We start from the raw sequence: 24,391 nt of genomic DNA, 5'->3' as shown, positions 1-24,391 counted from the left end.
CACTCGGGCGGGGCGTCAGGCGAGGTGGAAGACCTCGGTCAGGGGCTTCATCGCTTCGTCGGGTCGGGCGCCGTCCAGCGATTCGAAGAACGGCGCCATCTCCGTCTGCCAGCGGGCGTTGATCTCGGTGGCCTCCATACCGGCCTGGGCCGCGGCGAAGTCCTCGGTCTCCAGGTAGCCGACGAGCAGTCCGTCCTCGCGCAGGAAGAGCGAGTAGTTGTGCCAGCCGGTGGCCGAGAGCGCGTCGAGCATCTGAGGCCACACGGCGGCGTGCCGCTCGCGGTACTCGTCGAGGCGGTCCGCCCGGACCTTCAGCAGGAAGCACACACGCTGTGTCAACGCCCCTCCCGGGACTAGAAGTTGAACTGGTCGATGTTCTTCGCGTCGAACACGGTCGGCTTGCCGAGGCTGATCACGCCGTCCTTGCCGATGGTGTACTCGCCCATGTCGCCGGCCTTGAAGGTCTCGCCCTCCTTGCCGGTGATCTGACCCGACACCAGCGCGACGGCGGTGCGGGCGGCCAGCTCGCCGAGCTTCGCCGGGTTCCACAGCTCGAAGGCGTCGACGGTGCCGTTCTTGACGTACTTGCGCATGTCGTTCGGGGTGCCGAGGCCGCTCAGCTTGACCTTGCCCTTGTACTTGGAACCCGACAGGTACTGGGCGGCGGCCTTGATGCCGACCGTGGTCGGGGAGACGATCCCCTTCAGGTTCGGGTACTGCTGGAGCAGACCCTGGGTCTGCTGGAAGGACTGCTGGGCGTCGTCGTTGCCGTAGGCGACCTTGACGAGCTTGATGTCCTTGTACTTCGGGTCCTTGAGCTCGTCCTTCATGAAGTCGATCCAGGTGTTCTGGTTCGTCGCGGTCTGCGCGGCGGACAGGATCGCGATCTCGCCCTTGTAGCCGATCTGCTTCGCCAGCAGCTGCACCTCGGTCCGGCCCAGGTCCTCGGCGCTGGCCTGCGAGACGAAGGCGTTGCGGCAGCCGGGGTTGGTGTCGGAGTCGTAGGTGACGACCTTGATGTCGTTCTTCATGGCCTGCTTGAGGGCGGTGCACAGGGCGCCCGGGTCCTGCGCGGACACGGCTATCGCGTTGACCTGCTGCTGGGTGAGGGTGTTGACGTAGGACACCTGGCCCGCGGTGTCGGTGGCGCTGGTCGGGCCGACTTCCTTGTAACTGGACCCGAGTTCCTTCACGGCGGCCTCGCCGCCCTTGTCGGAGGTGGTGAAGTACGGGTTGTTGACCGCCTTGGGCAGGAATCCGACGGTCAGGCCCTTCTTGAGGGCCGCGTTCGGGTCGGCCTTTCCTCCGGAGGCGGCGGAGCCGGTGCTCTCGCTCTTCACGTCCTCCTTGGTGGTGCCGCCGCAGGCGGTGGCGGCCAGGGCGAGGGAGGTGACGGCGGCCAGGGCCGCACAGGTACGGCGGAGGGTCGACTTGCGCATGTCGGTGAGTCCTTTACGAGGGTGAGCTGAGGGACGAGGTCGGGGTCGAGGCGGCTCTGCGGCCCGCCCTCGCGACGGATATCTGCCGTGCGACCCGGGGGCCGAGCACGGAGACGACGAGCAGGACGCCGGTGACGACGATCTGCGACTGGGCGGATACGTTCAGGAGGCTCATCACGTTCTGCAGCGCGCCGAGCAGGAAGACTCCCGCGATGGCGCCGCCGAGCGTGCCCTTGCCTCCGTCGAAGTCGATACCGCCGAGCAACACGGCGGCCACGACGGACAGTTCGAGACCGGTGGCGTTGTCGTAGCGGGCGCTGGCGTAGTGCAGCGCCCAGAAGATGCCGGTGAGGGAGGCCATCAGACCGGTCACCGTGAACAGGATGAGCTTCTGCCGCCTGACCCGGATGCCGGAGAAGCGGGCGGCCTCCTCGTTGGCGCCGATCGCGAACAGCGCCCGCCCGAACGGGGTGGCGTGCAGCGCGACCACGGCGATCGCGAGCAGCACCAGGAAGGGCAGGAGGGCCTGCGGGACGAAGGTGTCCCCGATGCGTCCGGCCGCGAAGTCCAGGTACTGGGTGGGGAAGTCGGTCACGGCGTCGGAGCCGAGGATGATCTGGGCGATGCCCCGGTAGGCGGCGAGGGTGCCGATGGTGACGGCCAGGGACGGCAGCCCGAGGCGGGTCACCAGCAGGCCGTTGATCAGTCCGCAGACCACACCGAGCAGCAGACAGATCGGGATGATCACCTCGATCGTCATGCCCTCGTTCCACAGGGCACCCATCACCGCGCCGGACAGACCGGCGGTGGAGGCGACCGACAGGTCGATCTCGCCGGCGACCACGAGCAGCGTCATCGGCAGGGCGATCAGCGCGATGGGCAGGGTGTTGCCGATCAGGAACGACAGGTTCAGGGCGTTGCCGAAGCCGTCCACGGAGGAGAAGGACAGCAGGAGCAGGACGATCAGGAGGGCACCGACGACGGTATCCCAGCGGACTGCGCGGGTGAGCGATTCAGGCATCGCCGGCGTCTCCCTTCTTCGGGGCCTTCGCGGTGGTGGTCCTGGCCGCGGCCGTCTTCTTCTTGAGGGCCGCGGCCACCCGCAGCGCGACGATCCGGTCGACCGCGATGGCGAGGATGAGCAGGATGCCGTTGATGGCGAGCACCCACACCGAGCTGACGCCGAGGGCGGGCAGCACGCTGTTGATGGAGGTCAGCAGCAGCGCGCCGAGGGCGGCGCCGTAGACGCTGCCGGAGCCGCCGGTGAAGACCACCCCGCCGACCACGACGGCGCTGACGACGGTCAGTTCGTAGCCGTTGCCGGTGCCGGAGTCGACGTTGCCGAACCGGGCCAGGTACATCGCTCCGGCGAGTCCGGCGAGACCCCCGCAGAAGGTGTACGCGGCGAGGATCCGCTTGCGGACCGGGATGCCGGCCAGCCGGGCGGCCTCCGGGTTGGAGCCGAGCGCGTACAGCTCCCGCCCGCTGCCGAACTGCTTGAGGTAGTACGCCGTCGCCACCAGCACCACCAGGGCGATCATCGCCAGCCACGGCACCGCGGAGAGGCCGCCGGAGCCGAAGTCCACGAATCCGCCCGGCAGGTCGGCCGCCGTGATCTGCCGGGAGCCGACCCAGATGGAGTCGATGCCGCGGATGATGTAGAGCGTGCCGAGGGTGACCACCAGGGCGGGCACCTGGCCGAGACTGACGAGGAGCCCGTTCAGCAGGCCGAAGCCGATGCCGAGCAGGACCGACAGGGCCACGGCGACGACCGGGTTGCCGCCGCCCTGGAGGTAGACACCGGCGGCGAAGGCGCTGATGCCGAGGGTGGAGCCGACGGACAGGTCGACGTTGCGGGTGATGACGACCAGCGACTGGCCGGTGGCGACCAGCACCAGGATGGTCGCGTTCAGCAACAGGTCCTTGATGCCCTGCTCGGACAGGAACTCGCTGTTGCCGGCCTGGGTGACGGCGATCATCACCAGGAAGACGAGCAGGATGGCGAGTTCGCGCATCTTGAAGACACGGTCCACCAGCCGGGTGCCGCTGGACTTGGGCACCTCGACGACGGGCGTCTCGTTGGGGGTGAGCACCGTCATGCGGCGGCCCTCCCGGTGGCGGGCGGGGTCAAGAGGGCAGCCCTCTTCGTGGCTGTCATGCGGCGGCCCTCCCGGTGGCAGCGGCCATCACGGATTCCTCGGTGGCTTCGGAGCGCGGGATCTCGGCGGCGAGGCGTCCCTCGTGCATCACCAGCACGCGGTCGGCCATGCCGAGGATCTCGGGCAGGTCGGAGGAGATCATCAGTACGGCGACCCCGTCGGCGGCCAACTCGCTGAGCAGCCGGTGCACCTCGGCCTTGGTGCCGACATCGATGCCACGGGTGGGCTCGTCGACGATCAGTACCTTGGGGCCGGTGGCGAGCCACTTGGCCAGGACGACCTTCTGCTGGTTGCCGCCGGACAGCGTGGAGACGCTGTCGGCGATCCGGGCGTACTTGACCTGGAGCTTGACGGCCCAGTCGAGGGAGCGGCTGCGCTCGGCACCGCGGTCGACGAAACCGGCCTTCACGCTCGTGCGCAGACCCGTGAGGCCGATGTTGCGCTCGATGGACATGTCCATCACCAGGCCCTGCGCACGCCGGTCCTCGGGCACGAGGGCGAGCCCGGCGGCCATCGCGGTGGACGGAGCCCCGTTGGTGAGCCTGCGTCCCCGTACCTCGACCTCCCCGGCGTCCCAGCGGTCGATACCGAAGACGGCCCGGGCCACCTCCGTACGGCCCGCGCCCACCAGACCGGCGAGCCCGACGATCTCGCCGTGCCGCACCTCGAAGGAGACGTCGGTGAAGACGCCCTCCCTGGTCAACCGCCGCACGCTGAGGGCGACTTCACCCGGGCTGACGTCCTGCTTCGGGTACAGCTCGTCGAGGTCGCGTCCGACCATCCGGCGGACGAGATCGTCCTCGGTCATGTCCTCGATCGGTTCGCTGGCGATCCAGGCGCCGTCGCGCAGGGTCGTCACCCGCTGGCAGATCTGGAAGATCTCCTCCAGCCGGTGCGAGATGAACAGCACGGCGGCGCCCTGCTCACGCAGGGTACGGACGACTCCGAAGAGGCGTGCCACCTCGCTGCCGGTCAGGGCGGCGGTCGGCTCGTCCATGATCAGGACGCGCGCCTCGAAGGAGAGGGCCTTGGCGATCTCGACGATCTGCTGGTCGGCGATCGACAGGCCGCGCGCGGGACGGTCGGGGTCGAGTTCCACGCCCAGGCGCCGCATCAGAGCGAGCGTCGCGGTGTGCGTGGCCTTGTGGTCGATCCGGCCCAGGGTGCGACGGGGCTGTCGCCCCATGAAGATGTTCTCGGCGATCGACAGGTCGGGGAAGAGTGTGGGCTCCTGGTAGATCACGGCGATACCGGCGTCGCGTGCGTCGCCGGGGCCGTGGAAGAGGACGGGCTCGCCGTCGAGCAGCACCTGGCCGGCGTCCGGTCGGTGCACACCGGCGAGCGTCTTGATGAGGGTCGACTTGCCCGCGCCGTTCTCACCGGCGAGCGCGTGCACCTCACCGGGGAACAGTTCCAGGGACACGTCCCGCAGGGCACGTACCGCTCCGAAGGACTTGGACACGTCCTTGAGCGACAGCACCGGGGTCGGACCCGCTTCGGACGGGTAGGTCATGAGGGGCTCCTCGACGACGCCGGCGGAGACCGTCGCAACGTCGTGAAAGGTTTCAACTTGGTTGCCGGGACGTTAGGCGTGTCAGCCATGTCACGTCAATGGGGCCGCCCCGAAAACCTTTCGATACCCCAAGGTCACAGTAAGACAACGGCAAGCACGGTATGCCGTAGCCCTTGACACCCCTACGGGAGACCCATAGTTTCGCCGTTTGAATCGATTCATACAGTACGGCTGACAGAGGAGCCCCAAGTGACCGAGTTCGCTGCGGTGAAGGCCGCTCTCAAGACCCAGGCAGTCGAGACGCCGTCATGGGCGTACGGGAACTCGGGGACGCGCTTCAAGGTGTTCGCGCAAGCAGGTGTCCCGCGCGACCCCTGGGAGAAGCTGGCGGACGCGGCGAAAGTCCACGAGTTCACGGGCGTGGCGCCGACGGTCGCGCTGCACATTCCCTGGGACAAGGTCGACGGCTCCGACGGATACGCAGAGTTGGCGAAGTACGCCGAGGACCGCGGCGTGAAGCTGGGCGCGATCAACTCGAACACGTTCCAGGACGACGCCTACAAGCTGGGCAGCATCTGCAACGCGGACGCGGCGGTGCGGCGCAAGGCGGTCGATCACCTGCTGGAGTGCGTGGACATCATGGACGCCACCGGGTCGCGGGATCTCAAGCTGTGGTTCGCCGACGGGACGAACTACCCCGGGCAGGACGACATCCGCGAACGCCAGGACCGGCTCACCGAGGGCCTGGCCACGGTGTACGAGCGGCTGGGCGAGGACCAGCGGATGCTGCTGGAGTACAAGTTCTTCGAGCCCGCCTTCTACATGACCGATGTGCCGGACTGGGGCACCGCCTACGCCCACTGCCTCAAGCTCGGGCCGAAGGCACAGGTCGTGGTCGACACCGGCCACCATGCCCCGGGAACCAACATCGAGTTCATCGTCGCCACGCTGCTGCGGGAGGGCAAGCTCGGCGCGTTCGACTTCAACTCGCGGTTCTACGCGGACGACGACCTCATGGTCGGGTCCGCGGATCCCTTCCAGCTGTTCCGGATCATGTACGAGGTCGTGCGTGGCGGCGGGCTCTCCTCCGAGGTCGCGTTCATGCTCGACCAGTGCCACAACATCGAGGCGAAGATCCCCGCGATCATCCGATCGGTGATGAACGTCCAGGAGGCCACGGCGAAGGCGCTGCTCGTGGACCCGGAGGCGCTGGACGCGGCGCAGCGGTCGGGGGACGTGCTGGAGGCCAACGCGGTGATCATGGACGCGTACAACACGGATGTGCGTCCGCTGCTGGCGTCGCTCCGCGAGGAGATGGGACTCGATCCCGACCCGATCGCCGCGTACCGCCGCTCCGGGTGGGCCGAGAAGATCGTGGCGGAGCGGGTCGGTGGTCAGCAGGCGGGGTGGGGGGCGTAACCCCTCTTTCCGGCTCTGCCGGCTGTCCGGCTCTGCCGGCTGTCCGGCCCTGCCGCCTGTCCGGCTCTGCCGTCCGCGGGCTGCTCTCCGCGCGCCGCGGGACGTATCCGGCTGGTCGCGCCCGCGCGGCGGAGCCACACCTTGATACAGCCCGATGCACCTGAGACCCGACGCACCTGAGACCCGATGCCCCTGAGAAGGGGCGACTGTCCCCACCCCCGTTTCCCAAAGGACTGAAGAGACATGGCACCCCATCCCGAAGCCGCCGCCCTCCTCGCTCGTTCCCATCGACTCGGCTCCGATCCCCGTAACACCAACTACGCCGGCGGCAACACGTCGGCCAAGGGCACCGACACCGATCCTGTCACCGGCGGCGACGTCGAGCTGATGTGGGTGAAAGGGTCCGGTGGTGACCTCGGGACACTGACCGAGGGCGGGCTGGCCGCGTTGCGGCTGGACCGGATGCGGGCGCTCGTCGACGTGTATCCGGGGGTGGAGCGCGAGGACGAGATGGTCGCCGCCTTCGACTACTGCCTGCACGGCAAGGGCGGGGCCGCTCCCTCCATCGACACCGCGATGCACGGGCTCGTCGAGGCCGCGCACGTCGACCATCTGCACCCGGACTCGGGAATCGCGCTGGCGTGTGCGGCCGACGGGGAGAAGCTGACCGCCGAGTGTTTCGGCGACACTGTGGTGTGGGTGCCGTGGCGGCGGCCCGGTTTCCAGCTCGGGCTGGACATCGCGGCGGTGAAGGAGGCAAACCCGCAGGCGATCGGCTGCGTTCTCGGCGGGCACGGGATCACGGCGTGGGGTGACACGTCCGAGGAGTGCGAGCGCAACTCGCTGCACATCATCCGGACCGCGGAGGCGTTCCTCGCCGAGCGGGGCAGGCCGGAGCCGTTCGGTCCGGTGATCGAGGGGTACGAGGCGCTGCCCGAGGCCGAGCGGCGGGAGCGGGCGGCGGCGTTGGCGCCGTACGTGCGGGCCGTGGCCTGTGAGGACAAGCCGCAGGTCGGGCACTTCACCGACGCCGAGGTCGTGCTGGAGTTCCTGGCCCGCGCCGAGCATCCGCGGCTCGCCGCGCTCGGCACCTCCTGCCCGGACCACTTCCTGCGGACGAAGGTCCGGCCGCTGGTCCTCAACCTGCCGCCGACGGCTGAGCTGGACGAGACGATCGCGCGGCTGAAGGAGCTGCACGCCGAGTACCGCGAGGAGTACGCGGCCTACTACCAGCGGCACGCGGAGCCCGGCTCGCCCGCGATGCGCGGCGCCGACCCGGCGATCGTGCTGGTCCCGGGTGTCGGCATGTTCAGCTTCGGCAAGGACAAGCAGACCGCACGGGTGGCCGGCGAGTTCTACGTCAACGCGATCAACGTGATGCACGGGGCCGAGGCGGTCTCGACGTACGCGCCGATCGAGGAGTCGGAGAAGTTCCGTATCGAGTACTGGGCGCTGGAGGAGGCCAAGCTCCAGCGGATGCCGAAGCCGAAGCCGCTGGCGACCCGCGTCGCGCTGGTGACCGGCGCCGGCAGCGGGATCGGGAAGGCGATCGCGCAGCGGCTGGTCGCCGAGGGCGCGTGTGTGGTGATCGCGGACCTCAACGCGGAGAACGCCGGTGCCGTCGCCGAGGAGCTGGGCGGGCCCGACAAGGCGGTCGCGGTGACCGTCGACGTCACGTCCGAGGAGCAGATCGCCGAGGCGTTCAAGGCGGCGGCGCTCGCCTTCGGCGGGGTCGACCTGGTGGTCAACAACGCCGGAATCTCCATCTCCAAGCCGTTGCTGGAGACGTCGGCGAAGGACTGGGACCTCCAGCACGACATCATGGCCCGCGGTTCCTTCCTGGTCTCGCGTGAGGCGGCCCGGGTGATGATCGCGCAGGCACTGGGCGGCGACATCGTCTACATCGCCTCGAAGAACGCCGTGTTCGCCGGACCCAACAACATCGCCTACTCCGCCACCAAGGCCGACCAGGCCCACCAGGTGCGACTGCTGGCGGCCGAGCTGGGTGAGCACGGCGTCCGCGTGAACGGGGTCAACCCGGACGGGGTCGTGCGCGGCTCCGGGATCTTCGCGGGCGGCTGGGGCGCGCAGCGGGCGGCCGTGTACGGGGTGCCGGAGGAGAAGCTGGGCGAGTTCTACGCCCAGCGGACCATCCTGAAGCGGGAGGTGCTGCCGGAGCACGTGGCGAACGCCGTGTTCGCCCTGACCGGCGGGGAGCTGAGCCACACCACCGGGCTGCACGTCCCGGTCGACGCCGGCGTCGCGGCCGCCTTCCTGCGATGAGCGGGACCGTGAAGAGGTACGCCGCGGTCGACCTCGGCGCGTCCAGCGGACGTGTCATGGTCGGCCGCGTCGGCCCCGACAGCCTGGAGCTGTCCGAGGCGCACCGCTTCCCCAACCGGCCGGTCCGGGTGCCGGAGGGGCTGCGCTGGGACATCCTCGGGCTGTACGGGGGTGTCCTGGACGGGCTGCGGGCGGCCGGCCAGGTCGACTCCGTCGGCATCGACAGCTGGGCCGTGGACTACGGCCTGCTCGACGCCGACGGGGCCCTGCTCGGCAACCCGGTGCACTACCGGGACGCGCGGACCGAGGGGATCGCGGAGAAGGTCTGGGCGAGTGTGCCGGCACCCGAGCTGTACGCGGCGACCGGGTTGCAGTACGCACCGTTCAACACCCTCTATCAGCTGGTCGCGGCCCGATCGTCCGACCAACTGGCCCACGCCAGAAGGCTGTTGCTCATTCCCGACCTGCTCGCCTACTGGCTCACGGGCGAGCAGGGCACCGAGCTGACCAACGCGTCGACCACCCAGCTGATCGATCCCCGGACGCGGGCGTGGTCGTCCGACCTCGCGTCCCGGCTGGGTGTCGACCTGGGCCTGTTCGCGCCGCTGCGGCAGCCCGGCGATCCGGCCGGGGTGCTGCGGCCGGACGTGCTGGAGGCGGTCGGGCTGGCCGGCCCGGTGCCGGTGACGGCGGTCGGGTCGCACGACACCGCCTCGGCGGTGGCGGCCGTTCCGGCGGGCGGCGAGCGGTTCGCGTACATCTGCACCGGCACCTGGTCGCTGGCGGGGCTGGAGCTGAACGCTCCGGTACTCACGGAGGAGAGCCGACTGGCCAACTTCACCAACGAGTTGGGGCTCGACGGCACGGTCCGCCATCTGCGCAACATCATGGGTCTGTGGCTGCTCCAGGAGTGCGTACGGGACTGGGGCGAGCCCGATCTGGGCACGCTGCTCCGCGACGCGGCCAAGGTGCCGGCGCTGCGGTCGGTGGTGGACGCGGGGGACGCCGGGTTCCTGGCGCCGGGCCGGATGCCCGAGCGGATCGCCGAGGCGTGCCGTGCCTCGGGACAGCCGGTGCCCGAGTCGCCCGCCGAGATCACGCGCTGCATCCTCGACTCGCTCGCCCTGGCCCACCGCCGGGCGGTGCGGGACGCGCAACGGCTGGCCGACCATCCGGTGGACGTCGTGCACATCGTCGGCGGCGGCACCCGCAACGCGCTGCTGTGCCAGCTGACCGCCGACGCCTGCGGGCTGCCGGTCGTCGCGGGCCCGACGGAGGCCGCTGCCCTGGGCAACGTCCTGGTGCAGGCCCGGGCCCACGGGCTGGTGGGCGACCTGGCGGGGATGCGTGAGCTGCTCGTGCGTACCCAGCCGCTGACGCGGTACGAACCGCAGGGCGACCCGGCTCGATGGCGCGAGGCCCAGGCCCGGCTCGCCGTGGGGTGAGGGGGGCTCCCCCGGACCGCGGGCCCGGGTCTACGATCAACTCATCCGATGACCGACCACAAGGAGCCGCGATGCGTGTCGCCCTGTTCCTGACCTGTGTCAACGACACGCTCTATCCGGACACCGGGCGCGCCGTGGTGAAACTGCTGACCAGGCTGGGCGTCGAGGTCGACTTCCCGATGGCCCAGACCTGCTGCGGACAGGCGCACTACAACACCGGGTACCGGCATGAGGCGGAGCCACTGGCCCGGCATTTCTCCGATGTATTCGGGGGGTACGAGGCGATCGTGACCCCGTCCGGGTCCTGCGGGGCGATGGTGCGGGAGCTGTATCCGCGGATGGGTGAGCGGGCCCGGGCCGAGGGCCGCGGGGACAGCCTCGCGGCCACCCTCGCGCCGGTCGTGCCGAAGACGTACGAGCTCACGGAGTTCCTGGTGGACGTGCTGGGGGTGACGGACGTCGGGGCGTACTACCCGCACACGGTGACCTACCACCCGACCTGCCACGGGCTGCGCGGTCTGGGGCTGGGCGACCGGCCCCGCCGGCTGCTCCAGGCCGTCAAGGGGCTGGAGCTGGCCGAGTTGCCGGGCGCCGACGAGTGCTGCGGCTTCGGCGGCACGTTCGCGCTGAAGAACTCCGATGTCTCGGCGGCGATGGGCGCGGACAAGGTGCGCAACGCCGAGTCGACCGGCGCGGAGGTGCTGTGCGCGGCCGACAACTCCTGTCTGATGCACATCGGGGGGACCATGACCCGGCTGAGGTCCGGCATGCGGCCGGTGCACATCGCGGAGATCCTGGCGAGCACGGAGGAGGAACCGGCGGTATGAGCGGGACGTTCGTAGGGATGCCGGCCTTTCCGGAGGCCGCGCGCGAAGCGGTCGACAACCAGACCCTGCGCGGCAATCTGCGCCATGCCACGCACACCATCCGCGCCAAGCGGGCGAAGGCCGTGGCCGAGGTGTCCGACTGGGCGCAGCTGCGGGAAGCCGGCAAGCAGATCAAGGACCACACTCTCCGCCACCTCGACCGGTATCTGGTCCAGGTGGAGGAGTCGGTCACGGCCGCGGGCGGCATCGTCCACTGGGCCGCCGACGCCGAGGAGGCCAACCGGATCGTCGCCGACCTCGTCAAGGAGACAGGCGAGCCGGAGGTCGTCAAGGTCAAGTCGATGGCCACGCAGGAGATCGGGCTCAACGAGGCCCTGGAGGCCGAGGGCATCCGCGCCTACGAGACCGATCTCGCCGAACTGATCGTGCAGTTGGGCAAGGACCGGCCCTCGCACATTCTCGTCCCCGCCATCCATCGCAACCGGGGCGAGATCCGGGACATCTTCACGCACGAGATGAGCGAGTGGGGGCGTCCGGCGCCCGAAGGCCTCACCGACACCCCGGCCGAACTCGCCGACGCGGCCCGGCTGCACCTGCGGGAGAAGTTCCTGCGCGCCAAGGTCGGCATCTCCGGCGCCAACTTCATGGTCGCCGAGACCGGCACGATGGTGGTCGTGGAGTCCGAGGGCAACGGGCGGATGTGCCTGACTCTGCCGGAGACGCTGATCTCGGTCGTCGGCATCGAGAAGATCGTGCCGACCTGGCGGGATCTGGAGGTGTTCCTGCAGACCCTCCCCCGCTCCTCGACGGCCGAGCGCATGAACCCGTACACGTCGATGTGGACCGGCACCACCGACGCGGACGGGCCGCGGACCTTCCACCTGATCCTGCTCGACAACGGCCGCACCGACACCCTCGCCGACGAGGTCGGCCGCCAGGCCCTGCGCTGCATCCGCTGCTCGGCGTGTCTCAACGTCTGCCCGGTGTACGAGCGGGCGGGCGGGCACGCGTACGGCTCGGTCTACCCTGGCCCGATCGGCGCCATCCTCAGTCCCCAGCTCCGGGGCACGGCCAGCGCGATCGACGCGTCCCTGCCGTACGCCTCGTCGCTGTGCGGGGCCTGCTACGAGGTGTGTCCGGTCGCCATCGACATCCCCGAGGTGCTGGTGCATCTGCGGGAGCGGGTGGTGGAGGGCGGCCCGGTGACACGGGACGGCAACAAGGTGGTGCTGAAACCCGCGAAGGGGCATGCCGCCGAGCGGGCGGCGATGCGTGCGGCCCGCTGGGCGTTCTCCCGCCCGGGGGCGCTGCGGACCGGCCAGCGGCTCGCCTCGCGCACCCGCCGCTTCCATCCGCGCACGCTGCCCGGTCCGGGCGGTGCGTGGAGCGACACGCGGGATCTGCCGCCGGTGCCGGCGGAGCCGTTCCGCGACTGGTGGCAGCGGACGCGGGGCGGCAACGACGACAAGGGGACCGCGAAGTGAGCAGCAGGGAACGGATCCTGGGCCGGGTGCGGCGCGCGCTCGTGGACGTGCCCGAGGACGACACGCCGTACGAGCAGGCGGTTCCCCGGGACTATCTGCGTGAGCACGGCGACCTGGGTGTCGAGCGGACGGTGGATCTGCTGGCCGAGAACCTGGCGGACTACCGGGCGATCGTGCACCGCTGCACCGCCGCTGACCTGGCGGCGACGATCGCCGGGATGCTGGCCGCCAGGGGCTCGAAGACCGTGGTCGTGCCGACCGGACTGGATCCGGAGTGGCTGGCGCAGGCGGAGGCCGACCTGATCCCCGACCGGGCAACGAGCACCCCGTACGAACTGGACCGGATCGACAGCGTGGTGACCGCGTGCGCGGTGGCGATCGCCGAGACCGGCACGATCGTCCTGGACGGCGGCCCCGACCAGGGCCGGCGCCGCATCACGCTCGTCCCCGACCACCACATCTGTGTCGTACGGGTTCCCGAGCAGGTGGTGTCGTCGGTGCCGCAGGCCATGCCACGGCTGGTTCCGTCCCGCCCGCTGACCTGGATCTCCGGCCCGTCCGCCACCAGTGACATCGAGCTGGACCGGGTGGAGGGCGTGCACGGGCCGCGCACCCTGGAGGTGGTGCTGGTGAGCTCCCCGACGAGCGCGGAGGTCACCCCCTGACGGGCGCTGGGTGTAGCTGAGTGGTGTCGCTGAGTACACCCCCGGATACGGGTTCTGCGCCCCATGTGCCCCGTCCGTCGTCTCCGTAGCTTCTTCGGTGAGGCACACGGCGTGCCGGACGGAGAGTGGTGACGATGTTTGGCACAGGCTCACGGCGTACGCCCGACCCGGGCCCCGCCCCCGAGGCGCTGCGGCTGGTCAAGGTCAGCAGGATCTACGGCACGGACGACAGTGCCGTGACCGCGTTGGACGGTGTCACGCTCACCCTCGGACGTGGCACGTTCACCGCGGTGATGGGGCCGTCGGGCTCCGGCAAGTCCACGCTGCTGCAGTGCGCGGCCGGGCTCGACCGGCCCGACAGCGGGATCGTGCGGGTGGACGGCACCGAGCTGACCGGCGGCAGCGAGGCCGAGCTGACGAGGTTCCGACGCGGGCGGATCGGGTTCGTGTTCCAGCAGTACAACCTGCTGGACACGCTGACCGTCGCGCAGAACACGGTGCTGCCGCTCAAGCTCGCCGGGCAGCGCGTGGACCGCGGGCGGACCCGGGAGGTCCTGACGTCCGTCGGGCTCGGAGACCGGCTGGGCCACCGGCCCGACCAGCTCTCCGGCGGCCAACGGCAGCGGGTGGCGATCGCCCGGGCGCTGGTCACCGAGCCCCGGGTGATCTTCGCGGACGAGCCGACCGGTGCGCTGGACACGCGCAGCGCTCGCGGTGTGCTGCGGTTGCTCCAGGACGCGGTGAAGGTACACGGACGGACCGTGGTGATGGTGACGCACGACCCGTTCGCCGCCTCCTTCGCCGACGCCGTGCTGTTCCTCGCCGACGGCCGGCTGGCGGGGCGGATGGACGGCCCGACGCCGGACGCGGTGGCCGAACGGCTGGCGCACCTGGGCGACGACATGACGACGGGGGTGTGAGCGATGTTCCTGCTGGCCATGCGGTCGATACGGCGACGGCCCGGACGGTTCCTCGCGACCCTGCTGGCCGCCTTCCTGGGCGCGACGATCATCATGACGTTCAACTCCCTGTACGACACGGCCGGACAGAGCGGTGTCGACTCGGTGAGCGCCGACACGCTGACGACGTCGGCGAGCGTGGTGGGCGGGTACGGCACCCTGCTGGTGTTCTTCGCGGTCGCCTCGACCCTGACGGTCAACGTCCGTCAGCGGGCGGCCGAGTTGGAGCTGCTGCGCTGCTCGGGGGCGACCCCGGGGCAGATCCGGCGGATGGTGGTGGGTGAGGCGGTGGCGGTGGCCCTGGTGGGCGCCGTGCTGGCGATCGGCCCGGCGATGCTGGGCGGGCGGGCACTGTTGGAGATGTTCCAGGACAGCGGTCAGGTCGCGCGGTCCGTCGATCACTCCTTCGGTACGGTCGCGCTGGTGTCGGGGGTCGACGTCACGCTGCTCGCCGCGGCGGGCGCCGCGTTCCTCGCCGTACGGCGGGCGACACGCGGGCAGCGGCCGGCATCGGGCGGGCAGCGGCGGCGGGGCAGGACACGGTCGGTCCTCGCGTACGCGGCACTGCTGGCCGGCGCCCTGGGAGCCCTTTCCACCTTCGCCTTCTCGGCGACCGATGAGGCACTGATGGCGACACCGGCGTACGGGGCGATTCTGCTGTCGGTGGGCTGCGCCCTGCTCGCGCCGCGGCTGCTGAAGGGCGTGCTGGACCGGCTGCCGCTGACCGGCGCGAGCGGCTGGCTGGCGGTGCGCAATCTACGCCGCCGGGCGGACCACCTCGCCGGGATCCTGATGTCGCTGATCCTGTTCACGGCGGTCGCCACGGCCACGTTGTACATGCAGGCCGTGGAGAGCGACGCGGTCGAGGCCTCGGGGCTGACCAGGTCGGTCGAGGCCAAGAACCTGGCGACGCTGAATGTGACGGTCGTCGGGATCATCGTGGTGTTCGTCTGCGTGATGCTGGTCAACTCGCTGTACGCGGCGACCACGTACCGCGGCCGGGAGTTCGGGCAACAGCGCCTCGCGGGGGCGACTCCCGGGCAGGTACTGGGCACGGTGGGCGCCGAGGCGCTGGCCCTGACGGTCATCGGGCTGTTCTTCGGCACGGTGGCCGCGCTGGCCGGGATCATCCCGTTCACCGTCGTCCGCACCGACTCGGTCCTGCCCGACCAGGGCCTGGGCATCTGGCTGGCGGTGGCGTCGATCGCGGCGGCGGCGACGCTGGGGACGAGCCTGGCCACGGCCCGGCGAGTGCTGCGTACGCCGGCTGTGGAGGCGGTGTCGGTGGCCGCGTGACCACGCCGGAGGGAGGGCGGCCGGTTCGACGGCCGCCCTTTCCGCACGTCGACGACCGCCCTTTCCGCACGTCGACGACCGCCCTTTCCGCACGTCGACGACCGCCCTTTCCGCACGTAGCGGTTACGTCACCCGGCCGCGTCGTGACAGATGCGCGGGACGCGTGCTGCTGATCTGGCCAGGGTGTCGGACGGCGGGGAGAAACAGCCTTCGGCTATGCGGCCAACTGCGGGTACAGCACCGCGAGATCGGCGGCCAGCCCCGCCTTCACCTGCCGGGACAGGTCGTCGGCCAGTACCTCGAAGGCGTCGGCCTCGATGCCGTCGAGGGCCTGGGCCGCAACGCTCTCCGGGGTGCTCTTCGGTGCGTCGACCTCCGCGGTCATGTCCGTGTCGACGTATCCGACGTGCAGGCCGGTGACCTCGATACCGCGCGGCTTCAGGTCCAGGCGCAGGGAGTTGGTCTGCGACCACAGGGCGGCCTTGGAGGCGCTGTAGGAGCCGGCGAGGCCCAGCCAGGAGAGCACCGAGTGGACGTTCAGGATGTGACCGCCGCCGTTGCGCTCGATCACGGGGACGAAGGCGCGGGTGACGAGCAGGGGGCCGTAGAAGTTGGTCTCGAACTCGCGGCGCACGTCCTCGACGGGTGAGTCCAGGAAGTTGGCCTTCACGGACCTGCCGGCGTTGTTGATCAGCAGGGTGACGTCCTGTGCCTGCTCGGCGGCGGCCGCGACGGACGCGGGGTCGCTCACCTCAAGGGCCAGCGGCACCGCGTCCGGGTGCGGGACAGTCTTCGGGTCCCGGGCGGTGGCGTACACCTTCTTCGCGCCGCGCTCGTACAGGGCGGCGACCAGCGCCCGGCCGATGCCGCGGCTGCCGCCGGTGACCAGGGCGACGGAACCTTCGATGGTGGTCATGGGAGTCTCCAGAGGCTTGAAACCGATCGGTTATGTGTCTCGAACACAGTAAACCGATCGGTTTCCAATCGGCAAGTACGACAACCGGCGGACTCCTCCCGCAGGATCGGGGCATGTCCCCGGCCTCCCTCATGGCCCGCCCATGGACGACCGAACCGGAACCGCCGTAGTCCGCTTCTCGCCGCTTCGGGACCCTGGCTCCTGGACGGGCACGACAGGAACATCGCCGGGCGCGAAATACTCAACACGGGATGCGCGGGCCGGGCAGGGTTCGGGCCCGTCCGGCGGCTGATCCACGCCGGTGCTGTCGGCTCGCTCCACAGCGTCGATCGGCATCTTTCAGCCGATCACCGCGGCGGTCTCCGAGAGCCTGTCGCAGCCCGTCAGTCACTGCGGCCAACGGTTATAGTCATGGCAGGGAACGTTCCCGGAACACATCGGTGCAGCAGCATGGCGAGGAGTTGGAACGGATGGCGAGGGCCCGTGGCAAGGCTCCTACGATTGTGGACATCGCCGCGGAGGCAGGCGTCTCCAAGTCCGCCGTGTCACGTGCTCTGTCGGGTCAGGGTGAAGTCAGCGCGGAAACGCGGGAGCGGATCGAGCGGGCGGCGCGAGACCTTGGGTATGTGGCCAATGCCATGGCACGGGGACTTGTCAGCTCGCGGACCAAAACGGTCGGCGTCCTGCTCCGGGACGTGACGCGGCCGTTCTATGCCTGGCTGCAGGTTGCGATGCAGCGTGCGGCCGAGCGCCGCGGCTATCAGATCGTCACCGTCACGAGCGCGGGCGACCTGGAGGTCGCCGACGCGTTGCAGTCGCTGAAGAATCTCGTTTCCCTGCAGGTGGACGGTCTGGTCGTGTCCTCTGCCCGGCTGCCCTCGGACAAGATCGTCCCCTTCATCGACCGCGTCCCCATCGTGGTGGCGGGGCGGCGCGAGACAAGTCGGGGCATCACCAGCGTGTTCTGCGATGACGCTGACGGCGGCAACGTGCTGGCGGATCATCTGCTGCAGCTCGGACACCGGCGCATCGCGGTCGTTCTGGTGGAACAGTCGTATTCCTTGAGCCAGTACGCCCGGGGCATGGCGATGATCGACCGCATCCGGGCGGCGGGACGAACGCCCCTGGTATGGGAGGTCCCCTCGGACAAGGAAACGGCCCGAGTGATCGCCTCCGAGATCGACGGTGCCGAAGCGACGGCCATCATGTGTCCCACCGACGCGGCAGCGGTCGACGTCCTGGAGCTTCTGCGGCAGCGGGGTGAGTCCGCCCCCGAAGACTTCGCCGTGACCGGCTACGACGGATTCGGCCCCCTGGCCACTCCCTATCTGGGTCTCACCACATTTCGTCAGCCGGTGGAGGAGATCGGCAGGACCTCGATCGATCTCCTGCTCGACCGAGTCGAGGGAAAGACGGATCAGGACCGGCTGGTCGAGCTCAGAGGCACCCTCGTCGCGGGCAGGACGGCGGCGAAGGTCGTCGAGACGTCCTGATCGGCCGAGCCAGTCGTCAACGAGCCGTGTCATCGTGAAAAACTGCACGTCAGGGCGGCTGGTGTGCTCAGACGCCGGAAGCTCGGCCCAGTCCGGGGGCGGTAGTCCATCGACAAGATCATCGGTCAGCGGCGACTTCCCCGGTTCGTCAGCACCAGCAAGGCCCGCACCAGCGCGGTCGGCGGGGCGGTTCACCGGCGGCCCTGCCCCGTGCCCGCGACGGGGCCGAGGCCCGGGTGGTGGTCAGCTCCGCAACAGCCGGATACCCGACACCCACGCGCACAGAGTGGTCGGTGACCACTCACCGTGGTGCTTCGCGCCCGACCTGACACCCGGGGTTGTGCCGTCCGCCGTGGGTTCCAACTGCCACAGCAGGGAGCCCGGTTCAGTGGGGAGCACCTCGGCTCCGATACCGGTCAGGACGTGTCCGGACGCGGGGAGCGGCAGGGCGCAGGAGGGATGCGGTACCGGGCCGCCCTCGTTCTCCGTGAAGTCCGTCCAGGCATCGACGATGTACTCGGCTCCCTCGATCACGAAGGAGGACTTCAGGCAGACTCCGAAGGCGTCGATGGTGCAGGGGCTGGAGACCTGGTGGTCCTTGGAGCGAACGGTCCAGGCATCGCCCGCCCGGGGAAAGGACGCGGTGGCCAGGTTGCCCTCGGCGTTACCGCCCCGGGGATCCTGCCAGTTGACCCGGAAACCCCCGCCGATCAGGGTGTGGCCATCCGGGACCCGGGCGGAGACGAAGGGGTGCGCGGCGTACCGGCTCCGGGTCCGGACGACGGTCAGCAGTTCCCCGGCCAGCCGCTCACGGCTGACTCCGTCGATCTTCATCCCGATGGCGAAGGCGGTCAGCCGGTGCGGCTGGGGGAGGTTGTGGTCCTTTGAGGATGCCAGCCAGGCAGAGCCGTCGTCCGCCGGGTACGAGGCCGTGAGCAGCGCGCCGTGCGGTGAATCGACGGCGGTCGCGCCGCCGCCGATCGCCACCATGTCGCTGTCGACGTTGGCGCGGAGATCGGTGAAATGCTGCTGGTCGTGGCCGGCCCGGTACCGGAAGGCCGCGGTGGTGATCAGCCCGGAGGCGTCGCGACGGCGGAACAGCTCGATGTCCTGCCGGGACTTGGCTGACGGGAGCAGGGTCTTCCTGAGGGGTCGGAGGGGGGACGCGAGGCTCGGCCCGAACGGGTAGCGGGTGGACGCCAGGTCCGGCCCGAGGTCGGCCAGGGCACGGACGGGGTTGAGCCCGGCGACGAGCGCGCCGGTCGGCGGCCGGAGGTCGATGAGGTGGCGGACCGCCTCCAGATCCGGGGGCGTACCGTAACTCTTGGCGGCGAACCGGCGGGCCCGCTCGGGGGAGCGGTCGGTGAGGCAGCGGAGAAGGGACGGGGCGCCCCCCGGGGCGGACTCGTCCGTCACCCGCCAAGCGTCGTCGCCCTTCTCCCGCCAGAAGGCGGCGGCCATCAGCTGCGGGTCCTCCAGGCAGTCGCACCGGGCGTCGCCCAGTATCGGCCACAGAACCTTGGGGACGTCGTCCAGAACCCTCAGCCGCCCCTGCCCCGGGTCTTGGTGCCAATGCAGCAGCGCCCCGGCCTCGGAGAAGCCGACGCGCAACCATCGGCCGTCCCGGTGCAGCAGCTGAGCTGTCTGCGGCCCGGTCTCCGGGGCGGCGAAGGTGCAGCGCCGGCGGGCAGCGTCCGGTTCAAGGATCGCGTGCAGCACAGCCAGCGAGCGGCAATGGTCACGGAGCGCAGCGGTGCCCGGCATCCGCCGGGCGACCTCGTGGAGGTTCATGACGCCATTCAAGCGCCCGGCACCGACAACGGGGTTTGCCCGTATGGGTTTCGTCAACCTCGTCGACGCCGGCTTCATGGTCGACCCCGGCCAGGACGGCCGCGGCTACGGCCGGGCCCTCGCCGAGGGCGGTGACCGGGAGAGTGCCCGCATCGACCCCGCGGGGCGGGTTGCGGGGCGTGGAAGGTGTCATCACGGTCGGGCCTCCGTCTTTGGTGCGGCAAGCAGACGGGGACAGGCAGCAGGGACCCGATCAGCACCCACTCCGCGGCCCCAGTGGGCGGTGTGCATCGTGGAGAACGTCAATGGACAGTCGCCGGTTGTCAATGGTCAGTCGCCGGTTGTCAGTCGTCGGCTTCGGCCGGCCACCACCGGCTGGACGTCACCTTGGGATCCAGACCGATCCGATGGACAGCGATCTCCAGGCCGGCCGTGGCACCGGCGTGGTGCGCTGACACGCCGGCCAGCACCGTCGTCCGCGTACTCTTCCCGGAACGGATGTCGAGCGACCGCAGGGTGTACTCCGGGCGATCGACCGCCTGCAGAACCAGCGCCCTGACCCTCGGCTCACTCTTGTCCGACGTGACGACCTCAAGCAGGTAGTCGGTCGGGGCGCCGCCCTCCTCGGCCTGCGCCGACGGAGAACCGCCGTGCCGTCGGCGCCCGTTGACGAACCTTCCCAGCGGCCGCAGGAGCGTGTTGGTCGCGATGATCGCCAGGCAGCCGATGAGCGCCATGATGTCCATGCCTGCCCCGGCGAGGGAACCGATCGCGGCGGCGCACCAGAGGGTTGCGGCCGTGGTCAGTCCTCTGATGTCGAACCCGTCTCGCAGAATCACCCCGGCCTCCAGGAAACCGATCCCGGACACGACCTGGGCCGCCACGCGCGTGGGGTCGGCGCCGGGGTTCTGACCGAGCCCGACGGCTCCCATGATGACGAAGAGACAGGCGCCGACGGAGACCAGGGCGTTGGTGCGGATGCCGGCGGTCCGCAGACGCCACTGGCGTTCGAGACCTATCGCCGCACCCAGCGCGATCGCGACGAAGATCCTGAACGAGAGCCCGAGGAGAGTGCCGGGGTCTGTCACGAGGTGACCCTTTCATGGTGCCTTCACTGGGCCTCCCAGCGCACCAACAGGCCGGGAACGTTCCCGGTGCCGCACGCTACGTCGATCACCCCATTTGAGCAAGACGTCCTGTCGCAGAATCGGACTCTTCTGGCAACCTGCTGTTCTTCCGCGCGATGCTTGATCCATCTCTTCCGCCTCTGATACTTTCCAGTCATTGCCAGTCCGGGAACGTTCCCGTAACGTGGTGGACATGGAGAGCGGCGGGCAAAGGAGGAGATATGCATTCAACCGATTCGTCGCGTCCGACGGTCAGATGGGGCAGGGCCGGCATCGGCCCATGGCTGGTGGTACCAGGGCTCGCTCTCCTGGTGGTGTTCGTCTTCAGACCGCTGGTACGAACCCTGCAGCTCAGTACCTACGCCAGCGACCTCATCGGGAATCCGACCCGGTTCGTGGGCCTGGACAACTATGTGTCCCTGCTGACGGACTCCGATTTCCTCCACACGGTCACGATCTCGATCGTCATTGCCCTGCTGGGTATGGTCCTGGCCACGGTCGGCGCACTGTGCGCGGCGCTTCTGCTGCGTCGGCGGCTCATGGGCGCCGGGTTCTTCAACGTGATCTTTTCTCTTCCGTTCGCGTATTCCGCGGCTTCGGCCTCCGCTGTGTTCGCGGGCCTGTTCGCCCCCTCGGTCGGAGTGCTGAACATCATTCTCGCTAATTTCGGATCGGTGGGCCCGCATTGGCTGTCCGACCCGTTCACCGCCGTCTGGGCGATTGCCATCGCGACCGCCTGGTATGAGTTCGGATTCGCCTTTCTGGTGCTCACCGCGGCCGTTCGGGACGTTCCTCCGGAAATCATCGAAGCAGCCCAGCTGGACGGTGCCGGCGGCTTCCGTCTCGCGGCTCGCATTCTCGTGCCGATCATGCGGCCGAGCATCTTGTTCCTGGTGGTGACGCAGACCATCACGGGGCTTCAGTCCTTCGCCCAAATCCAGGTTCTGACCAGGGGCGGGCCCGCCGGCGCGACAACCACCCTCGTGTACCGCCTCTACCAGTTGGCCTTCGGGAACGGAACACCGGACTTCGGCCGCGCATCAGTCATCGCGATCATTCTCATCCTCATTGTCACTGCGATCACGGCGCTTCAGTTCCGACTGTTCGGACGGGAGAAGACAGCGTGATCTCGATAGACATCAGGCCGACCCCGACGCATACGGGTGCGGGCACGCCGACGCGCCCCCGCCATGGCCTGCGCATCCGGTCCCGCAAGGTCCTGCGGATTCCGAGCATCGGGACGATCATCAGATTCCTTGCCGTCCTGGTCCTCGCGGCCGTCGTCTTCCTTCCCGTCTACGTCTCCTTCGTGAGTGCCTTCACCCCGAACGGAGAAATGGCACGCAGTGGGATCGTCCCGAATCCCGCCCATGTGACGCTTCGCAACTTCCACGAAGCGACGACCGCCATCCCGTTGCTGCGCGAATACCTCGTCAGCGTCGGCGTCGTCACGCTGCAGACAGTGGGACAGCTTCTGACCGGTGCGCTGGCCGCGTATGCCCTGGTCTTCCCCCGCTGGCGCGGCCGCCGGCTCGCCTTCGGGCTGGTCCTTGTCACGTTGGCGATCCCCGGCGAGAGCATCGTCATCCCCAACTACGAGCTCGTCAGCTCCATCGGTCTGCGCGACACCGTCCTCGGAGTCGTGATCCCGTACCTGGCCGCGGGATACCCGATCTTCCTGCTCCGGCAGGCCTTCGCGGCTGTCCCCTTCGAAATCTGGGAAGCGGCCAGGCTGGACGGCGCCGGCGACCTGCGGGCACTGTTCACGATCATCATGCCGACCTGCAGGCCCCAGGTCACCAACGCCATCATCTGGAGCGCCCTGGCCGCCTGGAACGGCTTCTTCTGGCCCTTGTTGATCACCGACACGGCCGCCGCCCGGACCATCCAGGTGGGAATCTCCCAGCTCGCCGCCTCGGAAGCGGGCAGCCCGTCCGTGATCTTCGCCGGGGCCGTCCTGGTGGTCGTCCCGACCATGCTCCTCGTCATCTTCGCGCAACGCTTCCTCATCAACGGTCTGAGCCGCGGAGTCCTCCGCTAGGCCGTTTCCTCTGCTCCCCCAGGCCGTTTCCCCTGCTCCACCCACATCGATCCAAGGGATCCCCATGAAGAAAAGAGTCCTGACCACGGCCACAGTGGTGGCGGTCATGGCAGGCGCGGCGGCCTGCAGCTCCTCCTCCAGTGGCAGCACCGGTGCGTCCGCGCCCGACCCGTCCGCACTGAAGAACGCCAAGGGCGTCACGCAGATCACGATCTGGCACGGTCTCGGCGCCGCGAACGGTGTCGCGTTCGAGAAGCTGATCGACAGGTTCAATGCCACCAACAAGGGCAAGATCCACGTCAAGGCCACCTACCAGGGCGCGTACGCCGACCTCCTGGCCAAGTACACGGCAGGACTGCGCAGCAACTCCACACCGACGGTCCTGCTCGCGGGTGACATCGCCACCGGATTCCTGACCGACGTGAAGAAGAGCATCCCGGCCCAGGACATGGCGAAGGCGAACCCCGGTGATCTGAAGCTCGACGAGCTCTCGCGCGCCGGCCGGAACTACTACACGGTCGACGGCACACTGCGAGCCGTTCCCATGAACATGTCCACGCCGGTGCTCTGGGTCAACTGGGATCTGCTGAAGAAAGCCGGCATCTCCAAGGACACGGACCTCAGCACGCTGGACTCCGTGGTGGCCGCGGCGAAGGCCGTAGCCGAGAAGACCGGGCAGAAAGGTTTCACCATGCCCGACGACGACTGGTACATCGAGCAGCTCACGGCAACTGCCGGCCAGGACTTCTGCACCCCTGGCAACGGCCGCAAGAGCAAGGCAGCCACCGGCATCACCATCAACACCGGCCCCGCCAAGTCGGCCATCACCAAGGTCGCGGACCTCTACCGCACCGGTGTGGCAGTGGACGGGGCCCCCGACGGCTCCGCCGGCATTTCCGCCTTCCAGGCAGGCAAGGTCGGCTTCCTGCTGCAGAGCTCGGGCCTCCTCGGGGTTCTCAAGACAGGAACGCCGTTCGACTATCAGGCCATGCCCTTCCCCACCTCCGGACCGAAGAGCACCTCGGGGACCCTGATCGGCGGCTCGGCCCTCTGGCTCAGCAACACCGCCAAGCAGGCGCAGCAGGTGGCGGGCTGGAAGCTCGAGACCTTCCTCACCTCGCCTGCCGCCCAGGAAGAGTTCAGCCACGCGACCGGATACGTGCCGATCAACACCGAGACCGACTCGTCCGCGACGCAGAAGGCCTACCTCAAGGCGAACCCGAACTTCCAGACATTCACCCACCAGGTCCAGAACACGCCGAACGTGTCGGCCGCGGCCGGCTGCGTGACCGGTGCGATGACCGCGATCCGCACCAGCAACATCAACAAGCTCCAGGCCGCCTTCTCCGGTTCGAAGCCGGTCGGTGCGGCACTCGACGAAGCCGCGGCCGACGCGAAGAGCGCGATCAAGACGTATCAGGAACAGGTCGGCCAGTAGCGGGGCCGGCCGGCCTGGCGCCGGCGCCAGGCAGAACACCCGGCAGAACAGCAAGCACAACGGCCAGCACTACAGCAAGCAGAACGGAAAGAGACG

20 protein-coding genes are annotated in these 24,391 nt (G+C 69.4%); 12 read left to right on the top strand and 8 right to left on the bottom strand.

All coding sequences use genetic code 11. The features are described from left to right. Nucleotides 1–15 precede the first annotated feature (15 nt). From M2271_RS00350 to M2271_RS00330, 5 genes are read right to left on the bottom strand one after another with little or no spacing between them, the layout of a single operon-like run. Nucleotides 16–339 carry an L-rhamnose mutarotase gene (locus tag M2271_RS00350; RefSeq protein ID WP_280884989.1) on the bottom strand — a complete coding sequence of 108 codons (324 nt, stop codon included), beginning with the start codon at nucleotides 337–339 and terminating at the stop codon, nucleotides 16–18. A 14-nt stretch (nucleotides 340–353) separates the two neighbouring features. Next, on the bottom strand, nucleotides 354–1,439 hold the full coding sequence (gene rhaS / locus M2271_RS00345) for a rhamnose ABC transporter substrate-binding protein (protein ID WP_280884988.1): 1,086 nt from the start codon (nucleotides 1,437–1,439) through the stop codon (nucleotides 354–356). A 13-nt stretch (nucleotides 1,440–1,452) separates the two neighbouring features. After that, on the bottom strand, nucleotides 1,453–2,460 hold the full coding sequence (locus tag M2271_RS00340; protein ID WP_280884987.1) for an ABC transporter permease: 1,008 nt from the start codon (nucleotides 2,458–2,460) through the stop codon (nucleotides 1,453–1,455). Next, nucleotides 2,453–3,538, bottom strand: a complete 1,086-nt coding sequence (locus M2271_RS00335) for an ABC transporter permease (RefSeq protein ID WP_280884986.1) — start codon at nucleotides 3,536–3,538, stop codon at nucleotides 2,453–2,455. The genes M2271_RS00340 and M2271_RS00335 overlap by 8 nt, the downstream gene beginning before the upstream one ends. Before the next feature lie 55 nt (nucleotides 3,539–3,593). Further along, nucleotides 3,594–5,111, bottom strand: coding sequence for a sugar ABC transporter ATP-binding protein (locus M2271_RS00330; protein WP_280884985.1), 1,518 nt, complete (start codon nucleotides 5,109–5,111; stop codon nucleotides 3,594–3,596). A gap of 249 nt (nucleotides 5,112–5,360) precedes the next feature. Here M2271_RS00330 and rhaI point away from each other — a divergent pair, with 249 nt between their 5' ends. From rhaI to M2271_RS00290, 8 genes are all read left to right on the top strand, one after another. Further along, nucleotides 5,361–6,530, top strand: a complete 1,170-nt coding sequence (rhaI, locus tag M2271_RS00325) for an L-rhamnose isomerase (RefSeq protein ID WP_280884984.1) — start codon at nucleotides 5,361–5,363, stop codon at nucleotides 6,528–6,530. Between the two features lie 243 nt (nucleotides 6,531–6,773). Continuing rightward, nucleotides 6,774–8,813: a bifunctional aldolase/short-chain dehydrogenase gene (locus M2271_RS00320; RefSeq protein ID WP_280884983.1), complete on the top strand. Its 2,040-nt coding sequence runs from the start codon at nucleotides 6,774–6,776 to the stop codon at nucleotides 8,811–8,813. Continuing rightward, nucleotides 8,810–10,258 (top strand): rhamnulokinase family protein, encoded by a 1,449-nt coding sequence (locus M2271_RS00315; protein ID WP_280884982.1) that lies wholly within the window; start codon nucleotides 8,810–8,812, stop codon nucleotides 10,256–10,258. Before M2271_RS00320 ends, M2271_RS00315 begins: the two co-directional genes overlap by 4 nt. 71 nt (nucleotides 10,259–10,329) lie before the next feature. After that, nucleotides 10,330–11,085 carry a (Fe-S)-binding protein gene (locus M2271_RS00310; protein WP_280884981.1) on the top strand — a complete coding sequence of 252 codons (756 nt, stop codon included), beginning with the start codon at nucleotides 10,330–10,332 and terminating at the stop codon, nucleotides 11,083–11,085. Further along, the gene (locus M2271_RS00305; RefSeq protein WP_280884980.1) at nucleotides 11,082–12,569 is read left to right on the top strand and encodes a LutB/LldF family L-lactate oxidation iron-sulfur protein; all 1,488 of its coding nucleotides are present in this window, start codon (nucleotides 11,082–11,084) and stop codon (nucleotides 12,567–12,569) included. Before M2271_RS00310 ends, M2271_RS00305 begins: the two co-directional genes overlap by 4 nt. Beyond that, on the top strand, nucleotides 12,566–13,234 hold the full coding sequence (locus M2271_RS00300) for an LUD domain-containing protein (RefSeq protein WP_280884979.1): 669 nt from the start codon (nucleotides 12,566–12,568) through the stop codon (nucleotides 13,232–13,234). Before M2271_RS00305 ends, M2271_RS00300 begins: the two co-directional genes overlap by 4 nt. Nucleotides 13,235–13,368: 134 nt before the next feature. Beyond that, nucleotides 13,369–14,154, top strand: coding sequence for an ABC transporter ATP-binding protein (locus tag M2271_RS00295; protein ID WP_280884978.1), 786 nt, complete (start codon nucleotides 13,369–13,371; stop codon nucleotides 14,152–14,154). A 3-nt stretch (nucleotides 14,155–14,157) separates the two neighbouring features. Beyond that, on the top strand, nucleotides 14,158–15,489 hold the full coding sequence (locus tag M2271_RS00290) for an FtsX-like permease family protein (RefSeq protein ID WP_280884977.1): 1,332 nt from the start codon (nucleotides 14,158–14,160) through the stop codon (nucleotides 15,487–15,489). A 214-nt stretch (nucleotides 15,490–15,703) separates the two neighbouring features. Here M2271_RS00290 and M2271_RS00285 read toward each other — a convergent pair whose 3' ends face one another. Beyond that, the gene (locus M2271_RS00285) at nucleotides 15,704–16,405 is read right to left on the bottom strand and encodes an SDR family oxidoreductase (RefSeq protein WP_280884976.1); all 702 of its coding nucleotides are present in this window, start codon (nucleotides 16,403–16,405) and stop codon (nucleotides 15,704–15,706) included. A gap of 470 nt (nucleotides 16,406–16,875) precedes the next feature. Between M2271_RS00285 and M2271_RS00280 the strand changes: the two genes are divergently transcribed. Further along, on the top strand, nucleotides 16,876–17,898 hold the full coding sequence (locus tag M2271_RS00280) for a LacI family DNA-binding transcriptional regulator (RefSeq protein ID WP_280884975.1): 1,023 nt from the start codon (nucleotides 16,876–16,878) through the stop codon (nucleotides 17,896–17,898). Between the two features lie 243 nt (nucleotides 17,899–18,141). On the opposite strand, the gene M2271_RS00275 is transcribed toward M2271_RS00280, so the two are convergent. Together M2271_RS00275 and M2271_RS00270 are read right to left on the bottom strand one after the other, a co-directional pair. Then, complete coding sequence (locus M2271_RS00275; RefSeq protein WP_280884974.1) at nucleotides 18,142–19,689, bottom strand: hypothetical protein; 1,548 nt, start codon at nucleotides 19,687–19,689, stop codon at nucleotides 18,142–18,144. Between the two features lie 344 nt (nucleotides 19,690–20,033). Further along, nucleotides 20,034–20,777 carry an MgtC/SapB family protein gene (locus M2271_RS00270; RefSeq protein WP_280884973.1) on the bottom strand — a complete coding sequence of 248 codons (744 nt, stop codon included), beginning with the start codon at nucleotides 20,775–20,777 and terminating at the stop codon, nucleotides 20,034–20,036. 260 nt (nucleotides 20,778–21,037) lie between these two features. Here M2271_RS00270 and M2271_RS00265 point away from each other — a divergent pair, with 260 nt between their 5' ends. The 3 genes from M2271_RS00265 (at nucleotide 21,038) to M2271_RS00255 (ending at nucleotide 24,295) form a co-directional block, all read left to right on the top strand. Beyond that, on the top strand, nucleotides 21,038–21,943 hold the full coding sequence (locus M2271_RS00265) for a sugar ABC transporter permease (RefSeq protein ID WP_280884972.1): 906 nt from the start codon (nucleotides 21,038–21,040) through the stop codon (nucleotides 21,941–21,943). After that, nucleotides 21,940–22,857 (top strand): carbohydrate ABC transporter permease, encoded by a 918-nt coding sequence (locus M2271_RS00260; RefSeq protein ID WP_280884971.1) that lies wholly within the window; start codon nucleotides 21,940–21,942, stop codon nucleotides 22,855–22,857. Before M2271_RS00265 ends, M2271_RS00260 begins: the two co-directional genes overlap by 4 nt. Nucleotides 22,858–22,921: 64 nt before the next feature. Continuing rightward, the gene (locus M2271_RS00255) at nucleotides 22,922–24,295 is read left to right on the top strand and encodes an extracellular solute-binding protein (protein WP_280884970.1); all 1,374 of its coding nucleotides are present in this window, start codon (nucleotides 22,922–22,924) and stop codon (nucleotides 24,293–24,295) included. The last annotated feature ends 96 nt before the right edge of the window (nucleotides 24,296–24,391 follow it).

The organism is Streptomyces sp. LBL, assembly GCF_029893585.1.
Taxonomy (GTDB): domain Bacteria; phylum Actinomycetota; class Actinomycetes; order Streptomycetales; family Streptomycetaceae; genus Streptomyces.
The sequence above is the reverse complement of the archived record's forward strand: the minus strand, read 5'-3'. Positions and strand labels throughout refer to the sequence as shown.

Coding starts and splice junctions, on each gene's coding strand:
- rhaS (WP_280884988.1), bottom strand. CDS start 1,439: ATGCGCAAGTCGACCCTCCGCCGTACCTGTGCGGCCCTGGCCGCCGTC.
- M2271_RS00340 (WP_280884987.1), bottom strand. CDS start 2,460: ATGCCTGAATCGCTCACCCGCGCAGTCCGCTGGGATACCGTCGTCGGT.
- M2271_RS00335 (WP_280884986.1), bottom strand. CDS start 3,538: ATGACGGTGCTCACCCCCAACGAGACGCCCGTCGTCGAGGTGCCCAAG.
- M2271_RS00330 (WP_280884985.1), bottom strand. CDS start 5,111: ATGACCTACCCGTCCGAAGCGGGTCCGACCCCGGTGCTGTCGCTCAAG.
- M2271_RS00320 (WP_280884983.1), top strand. CDS start 6,774: ATGGCACCCCATCCCGAAGCCGCCGCCCTCCTCGCTCGTTCCCATCGA.
- M2271_RS00315 (WP_280884982.1), top strand. CDS start 8,810: ATGAGCGGGACCGTGAAGAGGTACGCCGCGGTCGACCTCGGCGCGTCC.
- M2271_RS00310 (WP_280884981.1), top strand. CDS start 10,330: ATGCGTGTCGCCCTGTTCCTGACCTGTGTCAACGACACGCTCTATCCG.
- M2271_RS00305 (WP_280884980.1), top strand. CDS start 11,082: ATGAGCGGGACGTTCGTAGGGATGCCGGCCTTTCCGGAGGCCGCGCGC.
- M2271_RS00295 (WP_280884978.1), top strand. CDS start 13,369: ATGTTTGGCACAGGCTCACGGCGTACGCCCGACCCGGGCCCCGCCCCC.
- M2271_RS00290 (WP_280884977.1), top strand. CDS start 14,158: ATGTTCCTGCTGGCCATGCGGTCGATACGGCGACGGCCCGGACGGTTC.
- M2271_RS00285 (WP_280884976.1), bottom strand. CDS start 16,405: ATGACCACCATCGAAGGTTCCGTCGCCCTGGTCACCGGCGGCAGCCGC.
- M2271_RS00280 (WP_280884975.1), top strand. CDS start 16,876: ATGGCGAGGGCCCGTGGCAAGGCTCCTACGATTGTGGACATCGCCGCG.
- M2271_RS00275 (WP_280884974.1), bottom strand. CDS start 19,689: ATGAACCTCCACGAGGTCGCCCGGCGGATGCCGGGCACCGCTGCGCTC.
- M2271_RS00265 (WP_280884972.1), top strand. CDS start 21,038: ATGCATTCAACCGATTCGTCGCGTCCGACGGTCAGATGGGGCAGGGCC.
- M2271_RS00255 (WP_280884970.1), top strand. CDS start 22,922: ATGAAGAAAAGAGTCCTGACCACGGCCACAGTGGTGGCGGTCATGGCA.